Raw genomic sequence first — 23,032 nt, forward strand, 5'->3', positions numbered from 1 at the left:
TTACTTGCGTCCCCAGGGATAGGCCGTGCGTGGCGGCAAGGCGGTACCTGTCGGCACCTGTTCGGCCAGCCGCAGGCCTTCGTTCCATTTCGCCATGCGCTCCGATCGGGTGAAAGACCCGACCTTGAGCTGAGGAATGCCCCAGCCCACGCCGAGATGGACGATGGTGACGTCCTCGGTCTCGCCGGACCGGGCGGAGACGATGGCACCCCAGCCCTTGGCCAGTGCGGTTTCCAGGGCCTCGTGGGTCTCGCTCAGAGTGCCGATCTGGTTCGGCTTGATCAGCGCGGTGTTGCCGGCACCCAGCGCGGCGCACTGGGCGATGCGCGGGGCGTTGGTGGTCACCAGGTCGTCGCCGACGACCTGCACGCCTGCAGGTGCCGCCTTGGTGAAGCGGGCGAAGGCCTCCTCGTCGTCCTCCCCCAGCGGGTCCTCGATGGACACGACCGGGTATTTGGCGAGCCAGCCGAGCAGCATCTCGCTCAGCCCGTCGCTGTCGATCTCGCGGCCGTCGCGCGCCAGGGTGTAGCGACCGCCGGTGCCGAAATCGGAGGCCGCGATGTCCAGCGCGATGGCGACGTCGTCGCCCGGCGCGTGGCCCGAGGCCTCGATGGCGCGCAGCAGGCAGTCCAGCGCCTCCTCGTTGCTGTCGAAGGCAGGCCAGAACCCGCCCTCGTCGGCCACGCCCTGCAGCTTGCCGGCATCGGCGAGAATCCTGCCCGCCGCCCGGTAGACATCGGCCGTCCAGTCCAGGGCGGTGGGATAGTCCGGCGCGCCGACGGCGATGACCATGAAGTCCTGCACGTCGACCCGACGCGCGGCATGCGCACCGCCGCCGAGGATCTGGATCTCCGGCAGCGGCAGCGGGCCGGGCTCCCCCTCGCCCGCCAGATGGCGCCACAGCGGCAGACCGGCCGAGGCGGCGGCCGCATGGGCCAGCGCCATGGAGGTGGCGATGATCGCGTTGCCGCCGAGCCGCGACTTGTCGCCAGTGCCGTCCAACTCGACCAGGCCACGGTCGATTCCGGCCTGATCGTCGACCGGGCGGCCTTTCAGCGCCTCGGCGATCTCGCCGTTCACCGAGGCGACCGCGCCGCGCACGTCGAGGCCAGCGAACGCCGAACCGCCATCGCGCCGGTCCAGCGCCTCACCGGATCCGGTGGAGGCTCCCGCCGGGGCGATCGCCCTGCCCATGGCGCCGGAGGTCGTGCGGATCTCCACCTCCACGGTCGGGCGCCCCCGGCTGTCCCAGACCCGTCGGCCGATCACCGCGTCGATCGTATCGCTCATATCCCTGCGCCTTCCGCATTCACCCGTTTCGCCCAATCCGTCCGCAGTGCCTCAAGCGTCGCCGGCGGAGTCTTCAGCCAGCCGATCGCCGTCTCGCGCACCAGCGCCTTGTCCGTCTCTTCCGTCAGGTATTCCACCGGCGACTTGCCGTCGACCCGCGCCAGGAACAGCCCCGGCAACAGGCTCGCCACCCGCGTCTCTAGTTCAGCCGCATCCTCCCAGTCGGCCCGGGCGAGATAGGCTGCACTCATCCGCTCGAAGCAGCGCAGGAAGCCGGCCGCCTTGTCCGGCACCCACAGACATTTCAGCAGCAGGTGGTTCAGGCAGAACGCCAGGTCGAAGGCCGGATCGCCCCACCAGGCGCATTCCGCGTCGAGGAACAGCGGGCCGGTCGGGCCGACCTGGATGTTCTTCGGACTGACATCGCCATGCACCAGGCAGCGCTTGGTGGCGGCCGTACGGGCGACCAGCGCGGCCAGTTCCGCCGCCACCTCGGGTCGGGTGCGGCCGGCGGCCTCCAGATAGGGCTCCAGCCGGATCGCGTGGAAGATGCTGTCGGTCGGAAAGCGCTCGGCCAGTTCCGGGCGTGCAGCGGTCGCGGCATGGATCCGGCCCAGCCGGTCGCCGACCGCATGGGCCACCGCCGGGTCGGCCACTCCCGCCGCCAGATCCGCCTTCCACAGCCGGTGGTCCGACGGGTCGAGCCAGGCCATGGCGAACAGCCCGGCCTCGGGATCGTGGCCGAGGATCTCCGGCACCGCTTCGGGCACAGCCTGTGCCACCGTCTCGAACCAGGCGACCTCGTATTCGTTGCGGATCACCGGCGCGCGCCAGTCGGCGGCGACCTTGAGCTTGGCCAGCGCCCGCTTGACGCAGAACGGCCCGCGCGCCGCATCCACCCGCCAGATATCCGAAGCCACGCCGCCAGTCAGCGGGGTCAGCACCGGCCGTTCGTCGGGGCCGATCAGGCCGAGGCCGCGCAGCGCGGCGACGACCTCCTCAGGGGCGTCCGGCGCGCTCACGTCGCGAGCTCCCGGGCCATGAGCTGGACCTGTTTGCTGCCGACTTGCTGGGTACCGACGGGCCGGAAGCCGAGCCGCTCGTGGAAGCGCACAGAACCGGGATTGGGCGGGTCCAGGTTCACCTCGCAGGTCAGCCGCGGCACGCCGAGCCGACGGCCGGCCCCGGCGAAATCCTCATACAGCACCGCGCCCAGTCCCTTGCCCCGCTGGGATTCCGACACCACCACCCGATCGACATACAGGAAGCTGTCATAGGTGCGCTCGAACCAGCGGTAATTCAGGCTGTCATAGACCCGGCCCTGGCGCAGGGCGATCAGCACCGCCTGCGGGTCGCCCAGAGGCCCGACCACCCGGAACAGGTCCGCCTGGGCCGCAAAATCGGCGAAGTCGGCGACCGTCAGGGCATTCACCGCCGGCACGGCGGCATTGTTCAGGAGAACCAGCGCCTCGTAGTCGCCGGGCTCGGCATCGCGGATATCTTGCGTCATTCAGATCGACGGCCGCGCGCCGCCCCTCCCCGTCCGCCACGGCGTCTGCGCGCCGGTATGTCTCGTCCCAGCATCACCAGCACGCCGGAAATGTCCACCGGTAGAGTGGCCGGATCGAGATGGGCGAGGCCGTCCAGGGGAAGGCGGTCCAGCCCCGCCCTCCCCGTCCCGTCCGGGTCCAGGGCGCGCGAGAGGAATGAGAGGGTCGACTCAGGGCCGCCGACACTCCGCAGGACGGCCGCGAGGGTCGGCCCGGGCGGCAGCTCCCCGGCCACCTCGGCGAAGGCGGCGAAGACCCGGGCCGGGCCGAGGCGCCGTTCCAGCAGTCCGGCCACCGTAAGGGCGATCTCCGGCACATCCTCGGGCCCGGCGGCAATCAGCCGCTCCGCAGCCTCGGCATCCCCCGCATCGAGGGCCAGCGCCACCACCGGGGCGCAGAGACCGTCGCTGCCCGACAGCGGACACCAGGCGGCTGCGCCCGGGCGCAGGAGGGGGTCGCGAATGAGAAACGGACAGCCCCGGTCGTCTATCAGAACGCGCGCGCCGCCGAGCGCCGCCAGCCCGGTCGGGTCCGTCGCGACGGCCAGACAGGAGGCGACGCCGCGGGGATCAACCGCCGACGGATCGGCGGCCAGATCCGGCAGCGGATGGCGCTGCCCCGCCATGAAGGCGGCCAGGGTCGCCAGGTCGACCGCCGCCCCGCCGCCGATCGCGACCACCGCGTCGCACTGATCGAAATGATAGGCCGCGACCGCTTCCGCCACGGCGGCGACCGACGGGCCGCCAGGATGCTCGAAGGCGAAGACCGCCAGGCCGGCTGTTTCCAGGTGCGGGATCAGAGCCTCCGGGCCGCCGCCGGGCCCATGCACCAGCAGCAGGCGCCGAAGCCCGCGCGGGGCGGCCCAGGACCGGACCGCCTCTCCGGCGGCATGGCCGAGCTGAAGGGCGACCACACCGCCCCAGATCACCCGCGCGCCCGTCGTCATCCGTCACCCCGATCCGGCTGTTCCGGCATCCGCCCTTCAAATGCGGCTCATCCTGCTGTATTGTAAGGCAGTTATCACGTCGGTTTCAGGAGCGACACGGTATGGCGATTTCGGGCGCAGCAGCAGCGAGTGCGACACTGTCGGTGTCCGGCGTGCGCGCGGCGAACGAGCAGGTGCGCGTGCTGGGTCAGGGCCTGTCGTCCCTGCTCGCCGTCGCCGAGCAGATCGCCGATCAGGTCCCCAATTCCGCCGCCACCCCGGCGGTGCCGGTGGATGCCGGCCGCGGCCAGAACGTCGACGTCTCCGCCTGACCTCCTGCTCGACCTGACCTCCTGCCGGCACGCCGGGCCAACCCCTTATCTCCGCCTCAGGATCGGTCTGACGCCATGCGCGCAAACCAAAAGCGCGCCGGCAAGCGGCGCGCTTTGTAGACGATTTCCGGGGAGGGAGAGGCTTACTTCTCTTCCGGCAGCGCGGTCGCGACCGACTTCACCATTTCGGTGATGCGCTTGCGCAGGTTCGGATTCTTGATCGAGTAGTAGGCACGCACCAGCTCCAGGGTCTCGCGGCGGGCCATCGGGTCCGTCGGGTTCTCCTCGTACTCGTCGCGCGGCTGGCCCGACTTCATGCGGCGCGGGGAGTGCGCCATCGTGTCGTCGGACATGTCGTCGAAGAAGAAGCTGACCGGCACGTCGAGGATCTGGGCGATATCCCAAAGCCGGGACGAGCTGATCCGGTTGCTGCCGCGCTCGTACTTCTGAACCTGCTGGAAGGTGATGTTGAGCGCTTCGCCGAGCTGCTCCTGGCTCATCCCCAGCAACGTGCGACGCAGCCGCACACGGCGACCGACATGCACGTCGATCGGGTTGTTGTTCGTGATCTGATAGTTGGGATCATCACGACGCTTATCTACTTTGGCTTTAGCCATGGAGCTACTTCAACCTCCTTACTTCGAGACGGAGGTGTGCGCGACCGTCCGTCTCACTAAAAGTGCAGTATGGGTTTCGCATTACCTCGCTGACAAGGCAATACACGTTTATCGGGTTTGCGACGGCCACACGCGTGAGGCGAACTGATCGGAATGGAGGAACGTCCTTCCCGCTCGGTACTCCTGGTGACATAGGCTGTCGGGTTCACCCATTCGTATATCCCTCGATTGCAGGAGCGACAACAAACTTGAAACCACGTTCATCCAAGTTCGGGGCGTTCCACGGATATACGTTGTATTACATTGATTTGTTTATAACTCGTTAATGGCGAAATAAAATGAATTTCACATAAATTAACCATTTTGTCGCATGCATTTGCCTACGAAAACAACGACTTCTCCCCGGCCTATAATCTCCAGGGTTGAGTTTCCACTACCGGCACCGGGGGTGAATCGGGTGATCCCGGGGTGTAAAAAGATAGCGCCCTGCCATTTTGGCGTATGAGTCGAAGCTGTAGCCGCCATTACGGGCGAGAATCCCCCCACGGCCATCGCGGAAAACACGGCGCAGCAGGTACCACGGCAATCCGGGCCGCTCATGGTGCAGGGCGTGCAGATTGTTCGACAGAAACAGCAGGTCGAACGCCCCGCCGGCCTCGACGATGACGCTCCGCTGGGCCGGAATCGGGTCGGGGCGGTGCTCTGCGAAGCTGCGGACCAGCATCAGACCGGTCGCCGGCCACGCGACGAGGAGCGCATAACCCCAGAGCGGGATCCCGACGACCGACAGACAGGCCACCATCGCCGCAAGCTGTGCTGCATGCCCCGCAAGCGCGAAAAGGCGACGACCGGCCAACAGGTCGCGACCATCGGTCACAAGGGACAGTGCCGCCACCCACAGGGGGCCGAGCACCACGCGGCCGGCCAGACTGTTCATCGCCAGGCGCAGCACCCGCTCCACCCGGCCCGCCCGCTGCCAGCGTGCGGCGGTGACATACCAGCTCTCCGGATCGTCCAGCGGATCGGTCAGCCGCTCGTCGATGTGATGGGCGAGATGGCTGTCGCGGTACCGGTCGAAGGGCACGAAGCCCAGCAGCGGCGGGCCGGCGATCAACCGGTTCACCCGGGCCCAGGGGGTCGGGTGGCCGTGGATCACCTCATGCTGCAGCGACGCCTGCCAGGCCGCGCACCAGGCCAGAACCGGCGTCGCCGTCCACCACGGGATCCAACCCGCCGACACCACGCCAAGCGCGGCGGCCATCGGCAGATACACACACAAGGCAACCCAGACGGTCGGCCATTCCACCCGATCCGGCAGGCGGACCCGGCGGCGGTGAGCGGCAACAGGAAGAGGAGCGACAGCAGGCCCGTGGCCGGTGCCGTCGGCGGCAACGCGATGTACTTGATCCATGGCGCGACCCTATCGACAACCCCGATGTTGCCACAATTGAGCCAATGCGAAACTAATGTTGACAAAGCGCCACTTAGGAAACGATGTTTATTAAATGCAACACTCTCTTCAACCGGCCGATAAGCGCGATGTCGCCCGCCTGTTCCGCGAGCGGCTGGAGGCGGCAATGGACCGCGCCGGCCTGTCGCGCTCGGCGGTGGCCAAGCGCATCGGGGTCGACCGCTCGACCCTGTCCCAGATCCTCTCGGACGAGGGTGTGCGCCTGCCCCGTGCCGACACGGTCGCCGCCCTGGCGGTGACGCTGCAGGTGTCGCTGGACTGGCTGCTCGGCCTCGCCGAGGAGGGACAGTTCACCGCCGACATCATGGAACGCTCGCCGGAGATCAGCCCGCACAACCGAACCGTCGCCGACGAGAACCTGCTGCGCTGGCACGCGGAGGCGGCCGGCTACAAGATCCGCTACGTTCCGACCAGCCTGCCCGACCAGGTGAAGATCCCCGAGGTGATCGCCTACGAGTATCAGGAGACCGGCGGCTCGATGGCCGACCAGGCGATGCGCCGCTCCCGCGACCGGCTCGACTATGTCCGTCAGCCGGAAACCGATGTGGAGATATGCACCTCCATACAGTCGATGCTGGACTTTGCCGACGGCACCGGCGTGTGGCGCGACCTGCCGCCGGACATGCGCCGCCGCCAGCTCATCCATATCGCCGATCTGGTCGACGAGCTCTATCCGAGCGTGCGCTGGTTCCTGTTCGACGGGGTGCGCGACTACGCCATTCCGGTCACCATCTTCGGACCGAAGCGGGCGGCGATCTACGCCGGAGACATGTATATCGTCTTCACCACGACCGAGCACATCCGGGTCCTCACCCGGCGCTTCGACGACCTGATCCGCCACGCCGTGGTCCATGCCCATGAGATCCCGGCCTATATGCGCACGCTGATCGACCGGATCGACAAAGGACTGGCCGCATGACCGCCATCGCCGCCCTCACCATGTACGACCTGCCGGAACTTCAGGCCGCGACCAATGCCTGGTGGACGGCGATCGCCGGACACCTGCGCCGGGCCGGGCTCGACGACGTGCCGCAGGAGCTGACCCGCGGCCGGCCGGTGGATGTGAACTGGCGCGACCCCGCCCTGCTGCTGACCCAGACCTGCGGCTATCCGCTGACCCATGGCCATGCCGACGACCTGAGCGCCATCGCCGTACCGGACTACCGCGCCGAGGGATGCGGCGGAGGGCTGTACCGCAGCGCCTTCGTGGTGCGCGCGGACGATCCGGCGAGGGGCCTGGAGGATCTGCGCGGCCGCCGGGTCGCCGCCAACGGCCCGGACAGCCAGTCCGGCTGCAACGCCCTGCGCGCCGCGGTTGCCGAGATCGCCGTCGGCAACCGGTTCTTCAGCGACGTCACCTGGAGCGGGGCCCACCGCCTGAGCCTTGCCGCCGTGCGCGAGGGCAAGGCCGACATCGCCGCGATCGACGGCGTCACCTTCGCGCTGGTCGGCGACGCCGCCCCGCGGGAGGTCGCCGGATTGCGGGTGCTGGCCTGGAGTGCCGCCACCCCCGCCCTACCCTATGCGGTGCGCAGGAACCTGGACGGCGACACCCGCGCCCGCGTCACCGACGCACTGCTGGCGGCGTCGGCAGATCCCGAGAGTGAAGCCGCCCGCGACACCCTGCGGATCGCCGGCCTGCAACCGGTCGCGGATGCCGACTACGCGGTCATGGTGGCCATGCGCGAGGCGGCGGAGGCGCGCGGCTACCCGCTGCTCGCCTGAGCCCTATTCCGCGTCCAGGATCGCCCGGGCGAGATCCAGCAGTTCCGCGTCGTCCGGTCGGATCGCGTTGTTGTCGATCATCGGCCGGTTCTCCGCCGCCAGGGCGACCGTGACCAGCCGGGGGGCGTCCCTGCCGCTCAACCCCTTATCGGCCAGCGACACCGGCAGGCCGACCGAGCGCAGGAGCGTCTCGAACCGGTCGGCCCCGGCAGCCGCATGTTCGGACTCGTCGCCGGTCAGGCGCGGATCGACGCCGAGCGCCGTGGCGATCGGGGCGTACAGGTCCGGCCGCCGCAGCGCCGACCATGGCAGCGTCACCCGCATGGCCAGGGCCACCGCCCGGCCGTGATGGACATGCGCCAGGGTCCCGAGCGCATGGCCGTAGGCATGGGCGATGCCGGTGCCGCAGGCGTCGATCGCCACCCCCGCCAGCGCCGAGCCGAGCGCCATGCGACCGCGCGCCTCCACATCTCCCGGCGTGGTCACCGCCCGCTCAAGGTTCTGCGCCACCAGGGCCACCGCCTGAAGCGCCATGCCGGCCACCACCGGGGTCGAGCGCACATGGGTATACGCCTCGATGGCATGCACCAGGGCGTCAAGCCCGGTCGCCGCCGTCAGCGGTCCCGGCAGGCCCAGGGTCATGGACGGGTCGAGGATCGACAGATCCGCCTTCAGCGTGCGGCCCCAGGCCCAGACCTTGCGGCCGCCGTCGAGCCCGTAAACCGACGTGCGGGTCATCTCCGCCCCGGTGCCCGAGGTGGTGGGGATCAGGATCTTGCGGATCGCCCGCGACGGCAGCGGATTGGCCATGACGGCATAGGATTCCGCCGGCGCGTCGGCCACCGCGACCGAGGCGGCCAGCTTGGCGACATCCAGGGCCGAGCCGCCGCCGATGCCGAGCAGGAGATCCGCCTTGTGGCTGCGCGCCTTGCGCGACGCTGCGTCGATCGACGCCGCCGAGGGATCGCTCTCGACCTCGTCGAACCGCTCCACCGCCATCCCGGCGGCCGCGAGGCGCCGCGCCGCCGCGTCCGGTATGCCGGTGGCGGCGACGCCGGGATCGGTGACGATCAGCACCCGCGCGGCCGCACCGCACAGGGCCGCCACATCGTCCGGCAGGGCATCGACCCGGTCGAGCCCGTAGCTCATGGCCGGGCTGGGCTCATGGGTGAAGGCGGACAGCATGGGGCGTCTCCGTCTGGAAGGGTGACCGCAAGGGTTTCAGATTTGCGTTTCAGTTTCGCGTCGAAAAGCGCCACCGGGGGTCGCATTCGCCGTTGACGGGTGCAACGCGAAAGTCCCCACTGCGCTCCATGAAAATTGAGCGCATCGACGTTACCCACCACCGCCTGCCCCTGGATCCGCCGTTCCGGGCGAGCTGGGACACGCGCCCCCGCACCGAGTTCGACGCCACCGTGGTGCGGGTCGTCACCGACGAGGGTCTGGTGGGAATCGGGTCGGGCGACACCATGCTCGGCTTCGAGCGGCATGCGGCGCTGTTCGTCGGCCAGAACCCGCTCGACCTCGACCGGCACAACCGGGTGCTGGACAACCTCGCCTTCCATTACAGCCGCTACTGGCCCCTGGATCTCGCCCTGTGGGATCTGGCCGGCAAGATCCTCGGCCAGCCGGTCTGGCGCCTGGCGGGCGGGCGCTCCGACCGCACCCGGCTCTATGCCTCCTCCGGCACCCTGCGCGGCCCGCAGGAGATGGCGGACGCCGCGCTGTCCTTCCTGGAGGCAGGCTTCCCGGCGATGAAGATCCGCTTCCACCGCGGCGACTGGCGCGACGACATCAAGGCGCTGGAGGCGGTGCGCGGCGCGGTCGGCGACCGGCTGACCCTGATGGTCGACTGCAACCAGGGTTGGCGCATGCCCTGGGACACCGAGCGGCCCTGGTCGCTGAAGGATGCGCTGGCCGTCGCCCGCGAATTGGAGACGCTCGACATCTACTGGATGGAGGAGCCGCTGCACCGGGCCGACTATGCCGGCATGGCCGCCCTGCGCGACGCCGTCGACATCCGCATCGCCGGCGGCGAGATGAACCGCGAGGTGTTCGAGTTCGATACGATCATCGAGCGGCGCTGCCTGGACGTGCTGCAGCCGGACGCGGCCCTGACCGGCGGCATAGGCGGGCTGAAGCGGATCGCCGAGGCCGCCGTCGCCGCCAACCTGATCTTCACCCCGCATACCTGGTCGAACGGCCTGGGCGTGGCGGCCAACGCCCATCTGGCCTGCGGGGCCGGCAACCCGCCATTCCTGGAGTTCCCGTTCGACCCGCCGGAATGGTCGGCCGAGCGGCGCGACTACATGCTGAGCGAGACCCTGGCCTACGAGGATGGCTGGATGGTCCTGGGCGAGGCCCCGGGCCTCGGCGTGGCGCTGGACGAGGATCGCCTGGCGAAAACCCGCATCGGATAGGGGTCGGCCGACGACGGGCGGTCGGCACCTTGCTATAGTCTCCCGAGGGGACGAACCATGCTTGCCGGGGGATAGCCGCGATGACGCTGATCGGATCGGCCACGGGACGCTGTCTGCTGCTTGCGGCCGTGCTGACGCTCTGGTCCGCCATGCCGGCACATGCCCAGCAGGCACCCACGCAAGCACCGGCCATGCTGCCCTCCGCCGCCGTCGAGCGGGAAACCGGCGAAGACCTGCCGCTGTGGCAGCGCACCCTGTACAAGACCCTGACCTATCAGGCGGCGGCCAATGCCGCCGACGTGCTGGTCTTCGACCTGCTGGTCGGGGCGTCGGCCGCCACCACGACCGGGTTCTTCGTCGTCAACGCGGCGACGGCGGCGGCGGCCTATTACGGCTTCGAATACGCTTGGCAGAATCTCGGGCCGACCCTGGACGAGACCACCGAGCAGACCATCGTCGAGAAGACCATCCTCTACCGCTTCATCGGCGTCGGCCGGAACTTCACCCTGGGCTACCTGTACGGCGGCGGAGCGGTGACCGCCGGCGCCTTCGCCGGGCTGAACATCGTCTACGACACCAGCATCTTCCTGACCAACGAGTATGTCTGGGACATCCTGCGCCCCGAACAGGCGCCCTGACCGGATTACAGCGGTTCCGCCGTACCGTTCCTGAGCGCCGCGAGGCGTTCGCCGTGGAACGGCACGTAGCCCGCCGCCTCCACCTTGCGCGATCCCTGCATCGCCGCGCCATAGGCCGGTAGGGCGTGGAAGGGAATGCCCGGATTGGCGTGGTGCTCGGCGTGGTACGGCATGTTCCAGGCGAGCCAGCGGATCGGCGCAATGCTCACCACCGAGCGGGTGTTCGCCCACATGTCCTTCACCGCGGGGCACCCCCAATGCTCCGACAACAGATAGGCGCGCAGGAACGGCTGCCCCAGCAGCGCCGGGCCGACCCACAGCACCAGCACCGGCCGCGGATCGGTCAGCGCCGAAATGACGGCGATGGCGGCGTACAGCGCCAGATAGACCCGCGCCTCGACAATCGAGCGAGCGCGCGACCGGCTGTCGAGGAACGCCCCCGGCGTATGCCCGAAGGCGCGGCCGACCAGTCCCTTGACCATCCGGTACCAGTATTCCAGCCCTGTCAGCATATAGAGATACCCGAGGAAGGTGGTCGGCTTCGGGCTCGCCAGTTCGGGATCGCGCTCCGGATCCTGGGTGAAGCGGTGATGCGCCATGTGGAAGGCGGTGAACCAGCGCGGCGGCAGCAGCAGCAGGAAGCCGCAGACCTCCGCCACCGCCTTGTTGATCCAGACGGTCTTGAACGCGGTGCGGTGAACGCATTCATGCAGCGGCGGGAACAGGAAGGACAGCAGCACGCCGTGCGCGAGCATCGCCGCCACCAGCGGGCCGCCCTGGAGGGTCAGACACAACGCACCGGTTGCGACCAGCATCGCCCCCTGCAAGGCCAGGTGCCAAAGGCCGGGAGCATCCCTTCTGGCTGTAAGGGTACGGACGGGTGGGACATCCCTTTGATCTTTCGGGGTTTCCGGCATTCGACTTTGTTCCCGATCTGAATTTTTTGCGTCGCGGTATGGAAAAGGCCTTGCAAAGCATATCCCAGCCGATCATATTTTGCAGTGCAGCATGACTGCCCAACATGCTGTGAATACTTCTTGGGCGTTTCCTCCCTTAACTCGGGCCGCGCTTGTCGCGGCCCCTTTTTTTTGCCCGCGGCATGCCGGCGGACGGGCGCCAGACGGGCCGAGCCAGATTGGCCGAGGCGGAGTTTTCCGTCCAGTGCGGCAGCGCTTGCCGGGTGCTCCCCCGGCAAATCCTACCCGCGGCACAATTCTAGCTTTATTTTTTAATATATTTCAACATGTTACGCGGTGACGACCCTTGGCCCGGCACTTGCGTTGCCTCTCCCGAACACAATCCAGCTGCGGGAGAGGCAGAATGCGCGATATCGATCCGATCCATTTCGAGGCTTCCAACGATGGGGCAGTCGCCCTTGGGGTGGCCCATGCCCGGCACGTGCCGATGATGAGTGCGGTGAGCCTGTGCGGCCGCGCCGCCGGCCCGGTCCAGCTCGACACCGTCTTCGGCGTCGCCAACGAGAATGTGCCCACCGCCGAAGGGCTTCTGTTCAACCAGCTTCCGATGGCCATCCGCGGCGCCATCGACGAATGGGCGCTGCATCTCTCGGCCCGGCCCTGGCGCTTCCGCCGCGAGGCCATGACCCATTTCGCCCGGGTCTTCGCCGATCAGTTCCGCCAGCACATGGACGAGATGACCGACGAGGAGTTCGAGAGCCTGAAGGAGGTCGGCTTCACCTGCCTGCTGGAGCGCATGGATAACGGCGCCCGCATCGGCGACCTGCACCAGGCCCGGATCTATCTGGACAGCGTCCACGACCATCACCGCGAGGCGGCCCGCCGCTTCCTGAACAGCCAGGCGCCGCGCGCCCTGCACCAGGCCTGAGACCGCGACTGACCCGAACCGTTTCCTTCGCCGTCGGGAGGGCTCCGGCCCAAGACGGCACTCTCTCTCCCCTCACCTCGCCCGCTCCCTCACCGGAGCGGGCTTTTTTCTTTGTTGGGGTGTGAGGCTCTGCCGAGGGGGGATGCCACAATGCCGGCATGGCAGGAGGCAGCTTTCGGCTCCTCCCGTCTTCCTGACGCATGTCAGGGTCAGGATTCCGACATCGAGATCCGGTGCGCCTGGATCCCGACGCACGTCAGGATTACCGAGGGGCAATGGGAACCCAACGATCGGCGCGCGTTGCCCATTGGGGGGGCCGCTGAAACAGGCCCCGACAAAACATCCCCCTGTTCCCGTCTTCCCAGCCTTGCGCCGGGATCCAGGAAAGGGGCAGCTTCAGTGATCAGGCCCCAGGGTTCCATCGCGCCGACGTCTGGATCCCGGCGCAAGGCCGGGAAGACGAAGAGTAAGGGCGGGTCGAGGGGACGCCCGTCCTACAAAGCCCCCTCACAACGAAACCCTCCCAAAAAAGAAAGAGAGCCGCCCGCAGGCGGCCCTCGATACTCGGGGTAGGCAATGTGGCTCTTCGCGTCAGGCCCCAGGAGCGTGTGCCCCGGGGGTGCTGTCCCTCAGCGCCGAACCGTTCCGGAGACGGAGATGTCTCCGGCCTCGATCGCGGACTTCAGAATGTCGAGCCCGCGAGCAAGCTCTTCATAGGTCTCACGGTAGCGGGTCAGTTCGCTCACTTCCGCCTCCATGACGCCGGATTTCGACTTGTTGCCGATATCCAGCAGCTTGGCGAGATAGCGCCCCTTGATCCGGGCCGCGTGGCGGACCACGCCTTCCACCTCGCTCTGGTTCACTTCCATGACAACGTCCGAGACCGCCCTTCGGTTCTCTTCAGCGGCAAATCTGTCCAGTTCGCGCACGTACTGGGCGGCGTTCACACGGCCGCCGGGCACGGCGTCATGCAGCCAGTTGGCCCGCTGCGCCGGCTTCTGAGCGGACTTCTGACCGCCCTGCCGGGCCGCCATGCGCTGCTGCGCGGGAGCCGCCTGCCGGGCCGTGGGAGCCGCCTGGGCCGGTGTCGCCTGGGCCGGTGTCGCCTGGGCCGGGGTCGCCTGACTTGGAGCCGGCTGAGCCGCCTTCGCCCGGGTCGGCTGAGCCGCGGCCGACCCGCGGCCGTCGCGCACCGCCGTGATCGGGTTGCGCCGGGCCGCGTCTTCCTTGGCGACCAGCCCCCGCCCGGTGGCGTTGGTGTTCGCCGGACCGGCCAGCGCGGGGCCGGAGGCCGCCCGCGGGGCCGCCTTGACCTTGGTCTCGTCCGCGAACGGATCCCAGTTGCCGATGCTGTCGGCGGTCTCGAGGCCCTTCTTCAGTGCGGCGGCAAGCGACATTCTGTTCTCCCTTGGCTCGACCGGCGGAAAACCGCCAGTCCGTGTATTGCCAAGACCAAAGCAAGAGCCGTGCCGTTTTAGCGAACCCGCCGAGTCGCGGGGCCGTCGCGTCGTCTAGGCTGCCGCTTTCAGCCGGTCCCGATCGTGCGGGGCGGTAAAATCGATCCGCGGCCCCTTCGGCACGATCCCCGTCGGGTTCACCGTGCGGTGGCTGCCGTAATAGTGCGACTTGATGTGGTCGAGATGCACCGTGGCCGCGACCCCGGGCCACTGGTAGAGCTCGCGGGTATAGGCCCAGAGATTGGGGAAATCGACGACCCGGTGGCGGTTGCACTTGAAGTGGCCGTGATAGACCGGATCGAAGCGCAGCAGCGTCGGCAGCAGGCGCCAGTCGGCCTCGGTCACCCGCTCGCCCATCAGGTAGCGGCGGGTGCTCAGCCGCTCTTCCAGCCAGTCCATCGTATCGAACAGCCCGTCGAACGCCTCCTCGTAGGCCTTCTGTCTAGTGGCGAAGCCGGTGCGGTAGACCCCGTTGTTCACGGTCTCGTAGACGCGCTCGTTGACCCCGTCGATCTCCTCGGCAAGGTCCGCCGGGTAATAATCGCCCGGTTTGGCGCCGACGCCGTCGAACTCGCTGTTGAACATGCGGATGATCTCGGCCGACTCGTTATTGACGATCGTGCCTTCCTTCTTGTCCCAGAGCGCCGGAACCGTGACCTTGCCGGTGTATTTCGGATCGGCCCGGGTATAGACCTGATGCAGGTATTCCGCGCCGTGCAGGGTGTCGGGATGCTCCTCGGAGAACTGCCAGCCGTTTTCCAGCATCAGCGGATCGACCACGGTCACGCCGATCATGCTCTCCAGGCCCTTGAGCTTGCGGAAGATCAGCGTGCGGTGGGCCCAGGGGCAGGCATAGGAAACGTACAGATGGTATCGGCCGGATTCCGGTCGGAAGCGCGCATCGGGTTCGTCGCGGATCCAGTCGCGAAAGGCGCTTTCCTTGCGCTTGAAGTTTCCGTCCTCAGTGGCGCCGCGCACGTCGCCGGACTGCCAGACGCCGTCGACAAGCTGTCCCATAAAATCCTCGTTGGCTTTAGTCCTCGCCACAGAGTGGCTTGATCGAAAGGCCAAGGTGGGGTGGATTGCGCGGTAATCAACACCAAACGGGTCAATCGGGAGACGGCTATGGTTGCGGTGATCGACGGTCTGCTCACCAAGGAGCAGGTGCAGACCATCGCCAAGCGCCTGTTCAGCGCGAAGTTCGCGGACGGGTCCATGAGCGGCGGTCCGCTGGGCAAGGAGATCAAGAAGAACACCCAGGTGGCGCCGAACAGCCCGGAGTATCGGGAACTCGCCGATTTCGTGCTGTCGATCATCAAGCAGAACGAAACGGTCGCGATCAATGCCATCCCGCGCCGGATCCTGCCGCCGATCTTCGCCTCCTACACCGAGGGGCACCGCTACGGCGACCATGTGGACGCCGCCCTGATGGGACAGTGGCCCGGGATGCGCACCGACCTGTCGATAACGATCTTCCTGAACGAACCCGGCGCCTATGAGGGCGGCGAGCTGGTGCTGGTCACAGATTTCGGCGAGCAGGTCTACAAGGGCAAGGCGGGCGACGCGGTGCTGTACCCGACCCATTACCGCCACCGGGTGAACCCGGTCACCAAAGGTCGGCGCATGGCGATCGTCACCTGGATGGAGAGCATGGTGCGCGATCCGGCCAGGCGCGAGATCATCGGCGACCTGGCCGCCGTCATGGAGCGGCTGGTCGCCACCAAGGGCGACGAGGAGCTGATGCTGCGGGTCGAGAAGGCCCGGCTGAACCTGCTGCGCATGTGGGCCGACAGCTGAGCCCTGCCCCCGGGTGAACCGTCCGGCCGCGATCCTTGACCCGGAGCGTGCCGTCGGGCGACCATTCACCCTTATCGCCCAACGAGAAGCCCCGACCGGAAGTGCCATGGTCAAAGGCCCGACGACCGCCCTGCTGAGACGCCTGAGACCCGCACGCGCGGCCGAGCCTCCAGAGCTGCCCTATTTCTCATACGCGTCGGCGGAACACCCATTTCTCAAACGTTTGGTGATCCAGGCGGTGGAGAAGATGACCGGCCAGCCGCGGGTGAAGCGGTTATATCTCGAGCACCGCATGAACCCGGTGCCGGACGAGGATTTCTGGTCGGCCGCGGTGCGCAAGCTGGAGCTCAACCTGGTCTACGACCGGGCGAAATGGGAGGCGGTGCCGAAGGACGGGCCGCTGGTGATCGTCGCCAACCATCCGTTCGGCGTTCTTGACGGGATTGTGATCAGCTACCTCACCTCGCGCATCCGGCCGCGCTTCAAGGTGCTGACCAACTCGGTGCTGTTCCGCGCGCCGGAGGTTCAGCCCTTCCTGCTGCCGATCGACTTCGCGGAGAGCCGCGAGGCGCTGGCGACCAATATCGAGACGCGCAAGCTCGCCCTGCAGGAACTCTCCGAGGGCGGCGCCGTCGTGGTGTTCCCGGGCGGCACCGTCTCCACCGCGCCATCCGCCTTCGGCCGGGCGGTCGATCCGGACTGGAAGCCGTTCACCTCCAAGCTGATCGTCTCGGCCAAGGCCAGCGTCGTGCCGGTGTATTTCGAGGGTCAGAACAGCAAGCTGTTCCAGTTCGCCAGCAATGTCAGCCAGACCTTCCGCGAGGCGCTGCTGTTCAAGGAGGTGGCAAACAAGATCGGCACCGACATGGGACTGACCATCGGCGACACGATCCCGTTCGAGCATCTGGCCCATCTGAAGGACCGGCGGCTGCTGATCGACCACCTGCGCTCGATCACCTACGACCTCAGGGTTCCCCGGTAGTCCGGTATACGGGTCAGCCCGCCGCGTCGTAGCCGAGCGCCCGGGCCACGGGAGCCGGCAGGCCCCCGCGCCGTCCCAGGATATCGACCTTCATCAGCATGGCCTGGGAGAAGGCGTCGCGGATCTCGCCGTTCAGCGCCATCTCCAGCACGTCGCCGAAGGGCAGGCGCCGGATATCCAGCTTCTCGTTGTCGTCCGGGTCCGACGCGCCGGGGGTGACGTCCCAGGCGAGAAACCCGAAGCCGATCTCGTCCGTCACCGCGTTGGAGAAGTCGAGCTGCAGCAGTTCCCACCAGCCGGTGGCGCTCAGCCCCGTTTCCTCCTTGAGCTCGCGCCGGGCGGAGTCCAGCGGCGGCACCGCCATGCTGCCGCCGCCTTCCGGCAGCTCCCAGGAGTAGTAATCGCGGGGAAAACGGTGCTGGCCGACCAGCCAGACATGCCCCTCGGCATCGACCGGCACGACCCCGACGGCGAAGGACTTGACCTCGCAGACGCCGTAGAGGCCGGGATTGCCGCCCGGATCGGTCACGTCATGTTCGCTCACACCGATCCATGGGTTGTCATAGACCCGCCGGCTGGCGTTCACGATCCACGGTCCGCGCCGTGTCGGCGTTTCGGTCATCGGGCGGGTTCCTTCCCGGAGAGGCGATATCCGCAGCCTCGCGGCTGCGAGGCACCGGATCAAGCCCTGCCTCTGCGGGTTGCGGGCGGCAGGAGGCGGGAGGCGGTCAGCTCTGCTCGACCGCCAGGGCGGCGGCGTCCAGGGCGGCGGCGACGGTGCGGGCCTGCTCCTCGCTCAGGGGGCCGCGGCCCATGCGCAGCCGCATCGCCAGCTTCAGGTTCTCCATGGCCCGCACCACCTGAGGGTCGGGGCCGCGCCCAGCTTCGGCGGCGAAGGCGTCCATCCGGGCCATGGCGGCATCGGTGGCGGGACGATTGCCCTCTAGGAAGGCCGTCCCCTCTTCGGTGATGGCGTAGCGCTTCTTGCCGCCGTCCTCGGTCACCGTGGCATGGCCGAGTTCCTCCAGCAGGGTCAGGGTCGGGTAGATGACCCCCGGGCTCGGCGTGTAGGTGCCCGCGACCCGGTCCTCGATCTCCTTGATGATCTCGTAGCCGTGGCGCGGCTGCTCGGCGATCAGGGCGAGGACGACGTAGCGCAGCTCGCCGTGGTCGAACAACCGGCCGGACCTGCGCCCGCCCCGATGCACGCCCCGGCCTCGTGCCGGGGCAACGCAGGGGGTGCCGCGATCGCGACAGAAAATCCCCCGCCCTGTCGGTTGAAGGGTTCGCCCCGGCACAAGGCCGGGGAGTGTTTAGAGGCTGGGGAGTACGGTGTAGCCGGACATTTGGTTTTAGAGTCCTGGACATTAGGTTTTAGAGCAAAATGATTTGCTCGAGCCATGGTGCTTAACCGTCGTTTCAATAGCCCATAACCGCCCAACCGATCTGCCCTCTACCACGCTGGAGACCAACCGCGCGCAAAGCCGGGGGTCGACCGCGTTGAATAGTCCGGCCGGGGATCGACGTCGGTGCCGCCGCAAGAGCTGCACCTCAGCTTGCCTACCAGCTCGGTAAATAGCAGGTCTCCACCCTTCGCCTCGATCAAGGTGGCGATCGGTATGCTGCCGTGGTGCCAGCAGCTCCGGTTGTTGCAAGAGACCAGGACGCGCTTCACCTCGCTGTCCGTCAGCAGTTGATGGAGCGTCGGAGGCCCCTCGGGTATGGCGCGGCTGTGCATGGTACCGGCAGACTAGCGGGTCGATCTGACCTCGTCACCGGTTGCCCACGATCAGCTCTTCGGTTTGCTCAAAGTTGTTGATCGACAGCAACCGTTGGCGCTTTGAAGACCCGAGGCGTGGGGGCCGTCACTATCGACTCGCTACGTCCTTCACGCCAATCTGACCTCCAGAGGAGAGGGAGGGACGCATGCGCTATCGATTGGCCTTCAATGGTCAACTTTACCAGAACTCCGGGAACGCCCTTCGGGGCCGCATTGCACAAATCATTGAACGACCGGACTTCGACGGCATTACGGTGCTATTTTCGAGCGAGGGCGGCAGCACTGACGAGGGCCTCGCGCTTTACAATTTCATTCAATCCTCGCCGGTGCCAATCCACATGCACGCCGTCGGACACGTCGGCAGCATGGCCATTCCAGTCTTCCTGGCAGGCCATAAGCGCACGTGCGGAACCTTCTCACGGTTCTTTTTCCACGCCTACGACTGGGGCTTCGACGGTCGGCAAATGACGGATCGCGTGGCCGAGGCGCTTCAGCGCCTCCGCAGCGATATCGAGCTGTCTAGCAAGATCGCCGAAAGGCACACAACTTTGTCCACCGAGCGACTGGCGCAGCTCTACCACACCTCGCCCACCCCGACGATCCTCACGCCGCAGGAGGCCCGGGACGCGGGCGTCGTCGAGGATGTGCTCGACCTGAACCCGAGCGGCACGCCGGAGCCTGACGTTGCACTCTGGACAGTCGCATGGACGTGATCCGTCGGCACCTGGAGGACTGTGCAGTGCGGCCTCGGGGTAATACTCCATCAGAATAAGGGAGTTCGGGCCTGAGCCTCCGCCTCCCGAAGAAACAACGCCGCTCATGACGGAGCCGTGTTCGCCAGGACCTCGGCCGCGCGGCCCTCCCCGATAAGCTCGACGCTTTCAAGGTAGTTGACGCCCGTGACCGTCATCGCGTGGCCCAGGTTCACCTCGGTGAGCTGCGGGTCGTTGAGCATTTGCCAAAAGGCGTCGAAGTTAGCGTCGAAGTCCTGGTGATCCGGTGCAAGGCGACCTTGCGCGCGGAGTGCCGACTGTTCCGTTATGCTGAAAAGCTGCATGAACTGGATGCGGGTGATCACGGCTGGTGGAGCCGGCGCGGGTTCTGGATCAGGCTCAGGCTCCGACGGAGGCACCCATTCGCCTTCAAGGTACTGCGCCCGATAGACCATCCCCTCAGATGCCTCGACAAATAGAGCCGCTATACTCGGGGTGAACTTGGTAGCCGGGTCAAAGCCCACGACCTCTGCGATCACCTGGACGCCATCTTGTTCGATAATGCGTGCATAGTTCGTCATCGATCAGCCCTCCACCACGTACCAAATGATCAGCGCCCCGGTGCCGCCCGCGCCGCCGTTCGTGGCAGTCGATCCGGCATAGCTGCATCCGCCGCCTCCGCCAGGGCCGCCAGGGCCGCCAGTGCCGTAGGTGCCGGACGACGATGACCCGCAACCACCACCGCCACCGCCGAAACCACCGGTGCCGCCGCTGTAAGACGAGCTTTGCGAACCCGCTCCGCCGCAACCACCACCACCACCACCGAACCCGCCAGCGCCAGGCCCGCCCGAGTGCCCATACGAACCACCACCGCCGCCACCGGCGCTCCCCGGCGCACCGTGGCTGTAAGGCGAACTCCCCGTCGTTCCGCCGCCGCCGCCGCCGCCTGCCAGATCCTCGAGATAAGTCCACGGCACCCCCGAGCCGGCCCCGGCGCCACGCGTCGAATTTACGGCCGCCTCGCCGCCCGCGCCGACGCCAGCGCCGCCGATCGGGCCGCTGGCTGGCCCTAATGCACCACCGCCGCCGCCAGCGACACCGCCGCCATCACCACCAGCACCGCCGACACCGCCACCACCGCTGCCGTTCCCCCCGCTAGCGACACTACCACCGCTGCCGCCCCAACCGCCGCCGCCACCGCCGCCCTGAGACGTTGCCGTCTTACTCCCGCCCGCGCCTCCTGTGCCGAAGGGAGAGCCGGATGCGCCACCACCAGCGCCGCCGCCATTGGAGTCAGAAACGCCAACCCCTCCGGTACCGCCGGAAGCCGTCCAGCTATCAATGACACTGGCGTGTGCGCTGCCCGCGCCACCAGCCGGCGGCGTGCCGGATGCCACGGTGCCGCCCGCACCCCCTGTGCAAGACAGCAACGTCACCGCGTCAAGCACGACGGACGATGTGCCGCCCGCGCCGCCGGCCGACGACGTGCCCGCAACACCCGCGGCACCCGCCGTGAACTCAATCACGTCCCCCGGGGTTACATCCACGATCCCGCCGGCACCGCCACCGCCGGCGCCACCATTTGCCCACGAACTCGATGCACCGGGCTTCGCGCCGCCGCCGCCAGCACCAAAGCAGGCCAGCCGCACGCGGGTCACTCCCGACGGTACCGTCCAATTGGTGGTCGACAGTAGGATCAACCGTCGGACCTGCGGTTGGATGACAGCCGGCGCGCGAACCAGTGTGGACAGGTTGGACATTAGACGATCCTCCAATCAGAGCCGATAAACAGAAGCTCGAACGTTGCGCGGTCGAGATCGCAGACAAGATCCTCCGCGACGCCGCCGATGGTGTTGCCGTTTCGAGCAAGGGTGAGGTTGTTCGTTGCGAAGTCGCCGCCGTCATCGGCAATGCCGATCCGATCGCCATCGACGGGGGTCGCCGGCAGCGTGATCGTGAAGGCACCGCCGCTGGTGTCGCAGATGTAACGGGTGGCGAGGGCGGCGGGGTTGACGTTTGCGCTCGCCGCTACCGGAGCCAGGTCGACGCTCCCGACCTCAAAGCCGCTCCCGTCCCCTTTGACGATAAGCGCCTTGCCCGCGTCGCCGGCATCGACCGGCGGAAGGTTCAAACCAGCCGCAAACGCAGCCGCCTCTGCCGCGCGGTGCTTGGCCGAGAACCGCCCCGGCTCGACCTCCACGTCCTCGTCGGCATCGGCCCATTGCTCGGCCTTGTCGCGCGCGGTACCGGCGGCCGTCGCCGCACCGGCTGCAGCTCCCGCTGAATTGCCCGCGGCATCGGCAGCGTCGGAGGCTGCCGACGCGTAACCAGCCGCATCATCGGCCGAACCGCTGGCAGCACCGGCCTTGGTGGCCACGTCGTTGCCGACGACGCCCAGAGCCTCGGCCAGCGCCGGCAGGTTCTCCTTGTGGCCGTTGTTCCCGAAACCGCCTGGATTGGCGTCGGTCTGTGACTCGGCGTTCCAATACCCGGCCAGGAGCCGGCTGATCGCAGTCGCAAAGTCGATGGGCATGGTGCCTCCTATCCCTGCATCTCGGTGAAGCGCAGCGTGATCGACCAGTCGCCCGTCTCGTCCACCTGCCGCGGTGCGCTGACGACCGACATGACCGCCGGGAACACCTCGCGGAACTCGTGGACCAGGTCGCTCGGATCGGGATCGAAGACGATTGGATGGTCGTCATCGAGCATGGCGCGGTCGTAGATCGCCATGGCCTCGGTCTTGGTCAGCGACGGGAAACTGACGACGTGCTCGCGCGCGTTGGTGCGCCGCGACTTGATCACCCGGCCGCCGACGGTGACCTCTTCCTGAGTGCGCCGGCTGATCCCCAGCTCGCGGCCCCAGTCGTAGTTCCAGACAGGCGCCAAAGCGGCGACTGCCATCACATACCCGAGGTCGAAATCCTCGCTGGCGTCGGCGACGTCGCGCACGTCCAGCTCGACCAGGATGCTGTCGGGCGCCACCGAGGTCGGGAACCGCACCGGCAGGTGGCGCGCATAGCCTTGGATGTCCTTCAGGCGCGGTTTGCCCGTGTACCAGTTGCCCTGCTCGAACGGCAGCTGCTCGGTGTCGTAGAGCCGCCCGAATACGTCGCGCCATTCCAGCTGCAGCAGCTCGGTCTCACCCTCGTAGCAGGTGATCTGGTAGCGGCTGTCCAGCAGGGCAGTGTGGCCGCCCAGCAGCAGGCCGGTGAGCAGCACCTTGTCGTCGAACGTGATCAGGAACTGGCTCGCCTCCAGGTCCGACGGATCGGCACAGCGCGCCGGCTTGGAGGTGATGCGGGGATCGAGCACGTTGTCGAGCGTGCCGCCCCAGCTGCCGCCGGACAGTGTGGCGTCGAGCGCCAGGTTGTCGAGAAGGATACGGCCTGTCGTCATCTCAGCCCCACACTCGCAAGGTGAGTTGACCGCCGCTCGGCCGCCCTGGCTGGGCGCCCATGACGATCATCACGCGGTCGATGTTGTCGGCCGA

25 protein-coding genes are annotated in these 23,032 nt (G+C 67.6%); 9 read left to right on the plus strand and 16 right to left on the minus strand.

The genetic code is table 11. From position 1 onward, the window contains the following. From eno to BLS34_RS21955, 4 genes are read right to left on the minus strand one after another with little or no spacing between them, the layout of a single operon-like run. Positions 1-1,290, minus strand: a complete 1,290-nt coding sequence (gene eno / locus BLS34_RS21940) for a phosphopyruvate hydratase (protein WP_093153872.1) — start codon at positions 1,288-1,290, stop codon at positions 1-3. Continuing rightward, positions 1,287-2,312 carry a phosphotransferase family protein gene (locus BLS34_RS21945; protein ID WP_093153874.1) on the minus strand — a complete coding sequence of 342 codons (1,026 nt, stop codon included), beginning with the start codon at positions 2,310-2,312 and terminating at the stop codon, positions 1,287-1,289. Before BLS34_RS21945 ends, eno begins: the two co-directional genes overlap by 4 nt. Then, the gene (locus BLS34_RS21950; protein WP_093153877.1) at positions 2,309-2,800 is read right to left on the minus strand and encodes a GNAT family N-acetyltransferase; all 492 of its coding nucleotides are present in this window, start codon (positions 2,798-2,800) and stop codon (positions 2,309-2,311) included. The genes BLS34_RS21945 and BLS34_RS21950 overlap by 4 nt, the downstream gene beginning before the upstream one ends. After that, complete coding sequence (locus tag BLS34_RS21955; protein WP_093153880.1) at positions 2,797-3,786, minus strand: iron-containing alcohol dehydrogenase; 990 nt, start codon at positions 3,784-3,786, stop codon at positions 2,797-2,799. Before BLS34_RS21955 ends, BLS34_RS21950 begins: the two co-directional genes overlap by 4 nt. Before the next feature lie 101 nt (positions 3,787-3,887). Here BLS34_RS21955 and BLS34_RS25610 point away from each other — a divergent pair, with 101 nt between their 5' ends. Further along, positions 3,888-4,097 (plus strand): hypothetical protein, encoded by a 210-nt coding sequence (locus BLS34_RS25610; RefSeq protein WP_139189424.1) that lies wholly within the window; start codon positions 3,888-3,890, stop codon positions 4,095-4,097. 143 nt (positions 4,098-4,240) lie between these two features. Here BLS34_RS25610 and BLS34_RS21960 read toward each other — a convergent pair whose 3' ends face one another. Continuing rightward, positions 4,241-4,714 (minus strand): helix-turn-helix domain-containing protein, encoded by a 474-nt coding sequence (locus BLS34_RS21960; RefSeq protein ID WP_028792594.1) that lies wholly within the window; start codon positions 4,712-4,714, stop codon positions 4,241-4,243. Between the two features lie 433 nt (positions 4,715-5,147). Further along, a complete protein-coding gene (locus tag BLS34_RS21965) occupies positions 5,148-6,125 on the minus strand; it encodes a fatty acid desaturase (RefSeq protein WP_093153882.1) in 978 nt (325 codons plus the stop codon). Positions 6,126-6,219: 94 nt separating this feature from the next. Between BLS34_RS21965 and BLS34_RS21970 the strand changes: the two genes are divergently transcribed. After that, entirely contained in the window at positions 6,220-7,104 is an 885-nt protein-coding gene (locus BLS34_RS21970; RefSeq protein WP_028792596.1) for a helix-turn-helix domain-containing protein, read from the plus strand. Further along, positions 7,101-7,910, plus strand: coding sequence for a phosphate/phosphite/phosphonate ABC transporter substrate-binding protein (locus BLS34_RS21975; protein WP_028792597.1), 810 nt, complete (start codon positions 7,101-7,103; stop codon positions 7,908-7,910). The genes BLS34_RS21970 and BLS34_RS21975 overlap by 4 nt, the downstream gene beginning before the upstream one ends. Positions 7,911-7,913: 3 nt before the next feature. Here the strand turns inward: BLS34_RS21975 and BLS34_RS21980 are convergent, their stop codons facing one another. Continuing rightward, a complete protein-coding gene (locus tag BLS34_RS21980) occupies positions 7,914-9,095 on the minus strand; it encodes an iron-containing alcohol dehydrogenase (protein ID WP_093153884.1) in 1,182 nt (393 codons plus the stop codon). Between the two features lie 128 nt (positions 9,096-9,223). On the opposite strand from BLS34_RS21980, the gene BLS34_RS21985 reads away from it, so the two are divergent. Both BLS34_RS21985 and BLS34_RS21990 read left to right on the plus strand, forming a co-directional pair. Then, positions 9,224-10,330, plus strand: a complete 1,107-nt coding sequence (locus BLS34_RS21985; RefSeq protein ID WP_093153886.1) for a mandelate racemase/muconate lactonizing enzyme family protein — start codon at positions 9,224-9,226, stop codon at positions 10,328-10,330. An 80-nt stretch (positions 10,331-10,410) separates the two neighbouring features. Beyond that, the gene (locus BLS34_RS21990; protein WP_215906190.1) at positions 10,411-10,968 is read left to right on the plus strand and encodes a DUF2061 domain-containing protein; all 558 of its coding nucleotides are present in this window, start codon (positions 10,411-10,413) and stop codon (positions 10,966-10,968) included. 5 nt (positions 10,969-10,973) lie between these two features. Here BLS34_RS21990 and BLS34_RS21995 read toward each other — a convergent pair whose 3' ends face one another. Further along, positions 10,974-11,783, minus strand: coding sequence for a fatty acid desaturase (locus tag BLS34_RS21995; RefSeq protein WP_175474340.1), 810 nt, complete (start codon positions 11,781-11,783; stop codon positions 10,974-10,976). Between the two features lie 505 nt (positions 11,784-12,288). Between BLS34_RS21995 and BLS34_RS22000 the strand changes: the two genes are divergently transcribed. Further along, complete coding sequence (locus tag BLS34_RS22000) at positions 12,289-12,813, plus strand: hypothetical protein (protein WP_028792600.1); 525 nt, start codon at positions 12,289-12,291, stop codon at positions 12,811-12,813. Between the two features lie 629 nt (positions 12,814-13,442). Here BLS34_RS22000 and BLS34_RS22005 read toward each other — a convergent pair. Then, a complete protein-coding gene (locus BLS34_RS22005; RefSeq protein ID WP_093153891.1) occupies positions 13,443-14,210 on the minus strand; it encodes a hypothetical protein in 768 nt (255 codons plus the stop codon). A 114-nt stretch (positions 14,211-14,324) separates the two neighbouring features. After that, positions 14,325-15,287 carry a glutathione S-transferase family protein gene (locus tag BLS34_RS22010; RefSeq protein ID WP_093153893.1) on the minus strand — a complete coding sequence of 321 codons (963 nt, stop codon included), beginning with the start codon at positions 15,285-15,287 and terminating at the stop codon, positions 14,325-14,327. A 108-nt stretch (positions 15,288-15,395) separates the two neighbouring features. Here BLS34_RS22010 and BLS34_RS22015 point away from each other — a divergent pair, with 108 nt between their 5' ends. Beyond that, positions 15,396-16,067 (plus strand): Fe2+-dependent dioxygenase, encoded by a 672-nt coding sequence (locus tag BLS34_RS22015; RefSeq protein ID WP_028792603.1) that lies wholly within the window; start codon positions 15,396-15,398, stop codon positions 16,065-16,067. A gap of 106 nt (positions 16,068-16,173) precedes the next feature. Next, positions 16,174-17,049: a lysophospholipid acyltransferase family protein gene (locus tag BLS34_RS22020; RefSeq protein ID WP_084618586.1), complete on the plus strand. Its 876-nt coding sequence runs from the start codon at positions 16,174-16,176 to the stop codon at positions 17,047-17,049. A 13-nt stretch (positions 17,050-17,062) separates the two neighbouring features. Here BLS34_RS22020 and BLS34_RS22025 read toward each other — a convergent pair whose 3' ends face one another. Continuing rightward, a complete protein-coding gene (locus BLS34_RS22025; RefSeq protein WP_093153896.1) occupies positions 17,063-17,671 on the minus strand; it encodes an NUDIX domain-containing protein in 609 nt (202 codons plus the stop codon). Between the two features lie 106 nt (positions 17,672-17,777). Next, positions 17,778-18,257: a PadR family transcriptional regulator gene (locus tag BLS34_RS22030; RefSeq protein ID WP_245702125.1), complete on the minus strand. Its 480-nt coding sequence runs from the start codon at positions 18,255-18,257 to the stop codon at positions 17,778-17,780. A 718-nt stretch (positions 18,258-18,975) separates the two neighbouring features. Here BLS34_RS22030 and BLS34_RS22035 point away from each other — a divergent pair. Beyond that, positions 18,976-19,542: a ClpP family protease gene (locus BLS34_RS22035; RefSeq protein WP_093153901.1), complete on the plus strand. Its 567-nt coding sequence runs from the start codon at positions 18,976-18,978 to the stop codon at positions 19,540-19,542. A gap of 104 nt (positions 19,543-19,646) precedes the next feature. On the opposite strand, the gene BLS34_RS22040 is transcribed toward BLS34_RS22035, so the two are convergent. The 4 genes from BLS34_RS22040 to BLS34_RS22060 form a co-directional block, all read right to left on the minus strand. Further along, complete coding sequence (locus tag BLS34_RS22040) at positions 19,647-20,123, minus strand: hypothetical protein (protein ID WP_093153904.1); 477 nt, start codon at positions 20,121-20,123, stop codon at positions 19,647-19,649. A gap of 29 nt (positions 20,124-20,152) precedes the next feature. After that, the gene (locus BLS34_RS26060; RefSeq protein WP_175474341.1) at positions 20,153-20,401 is read right to left on the minus strand and encodes a hypothetical protein; all 249 of its coding nucleotides are present in this window, start codon (positions 20,399-20,401) and stop codon (positions 20,153-20,155) included. Between the two features lie 900 nt (positions 20,402-21,301). Next, on the minus strand, positions 21,302-22,075 hold the full coding sequence (locus BLS34_RS22055; protein WP_093153908.1) for a hypothetical protein: 774 nt from the start codon (positions 22,073-22,075) through the stop codon (positions 21,302-21,304). Between the two features lie 8 nt (positions 22,076-22,083). Beyond that, positions 22,084-22,938, minus strand: coding sequence for a hypothetical protein (locus tag BLS34_RS22060; protein ID WP_093153911.1), 855 nt, complete (start codon positions 22,936-22,938; stop codon positions 22,084-22,086). Positions 22,939-23,032 lie beyond the last annotated feature (94 nt).

This window comes from Thalassobaculum litoreum DSM 18839, from assembly GCF_900102465.1.
GTDB classification, from domain to species: Bacteria; Pseudomonadota; Alphaproteobacteria; order Thalassobaculales; family Thalassobaculaceae; genus Thalassobaculum; species Thalassobaculum litoreum.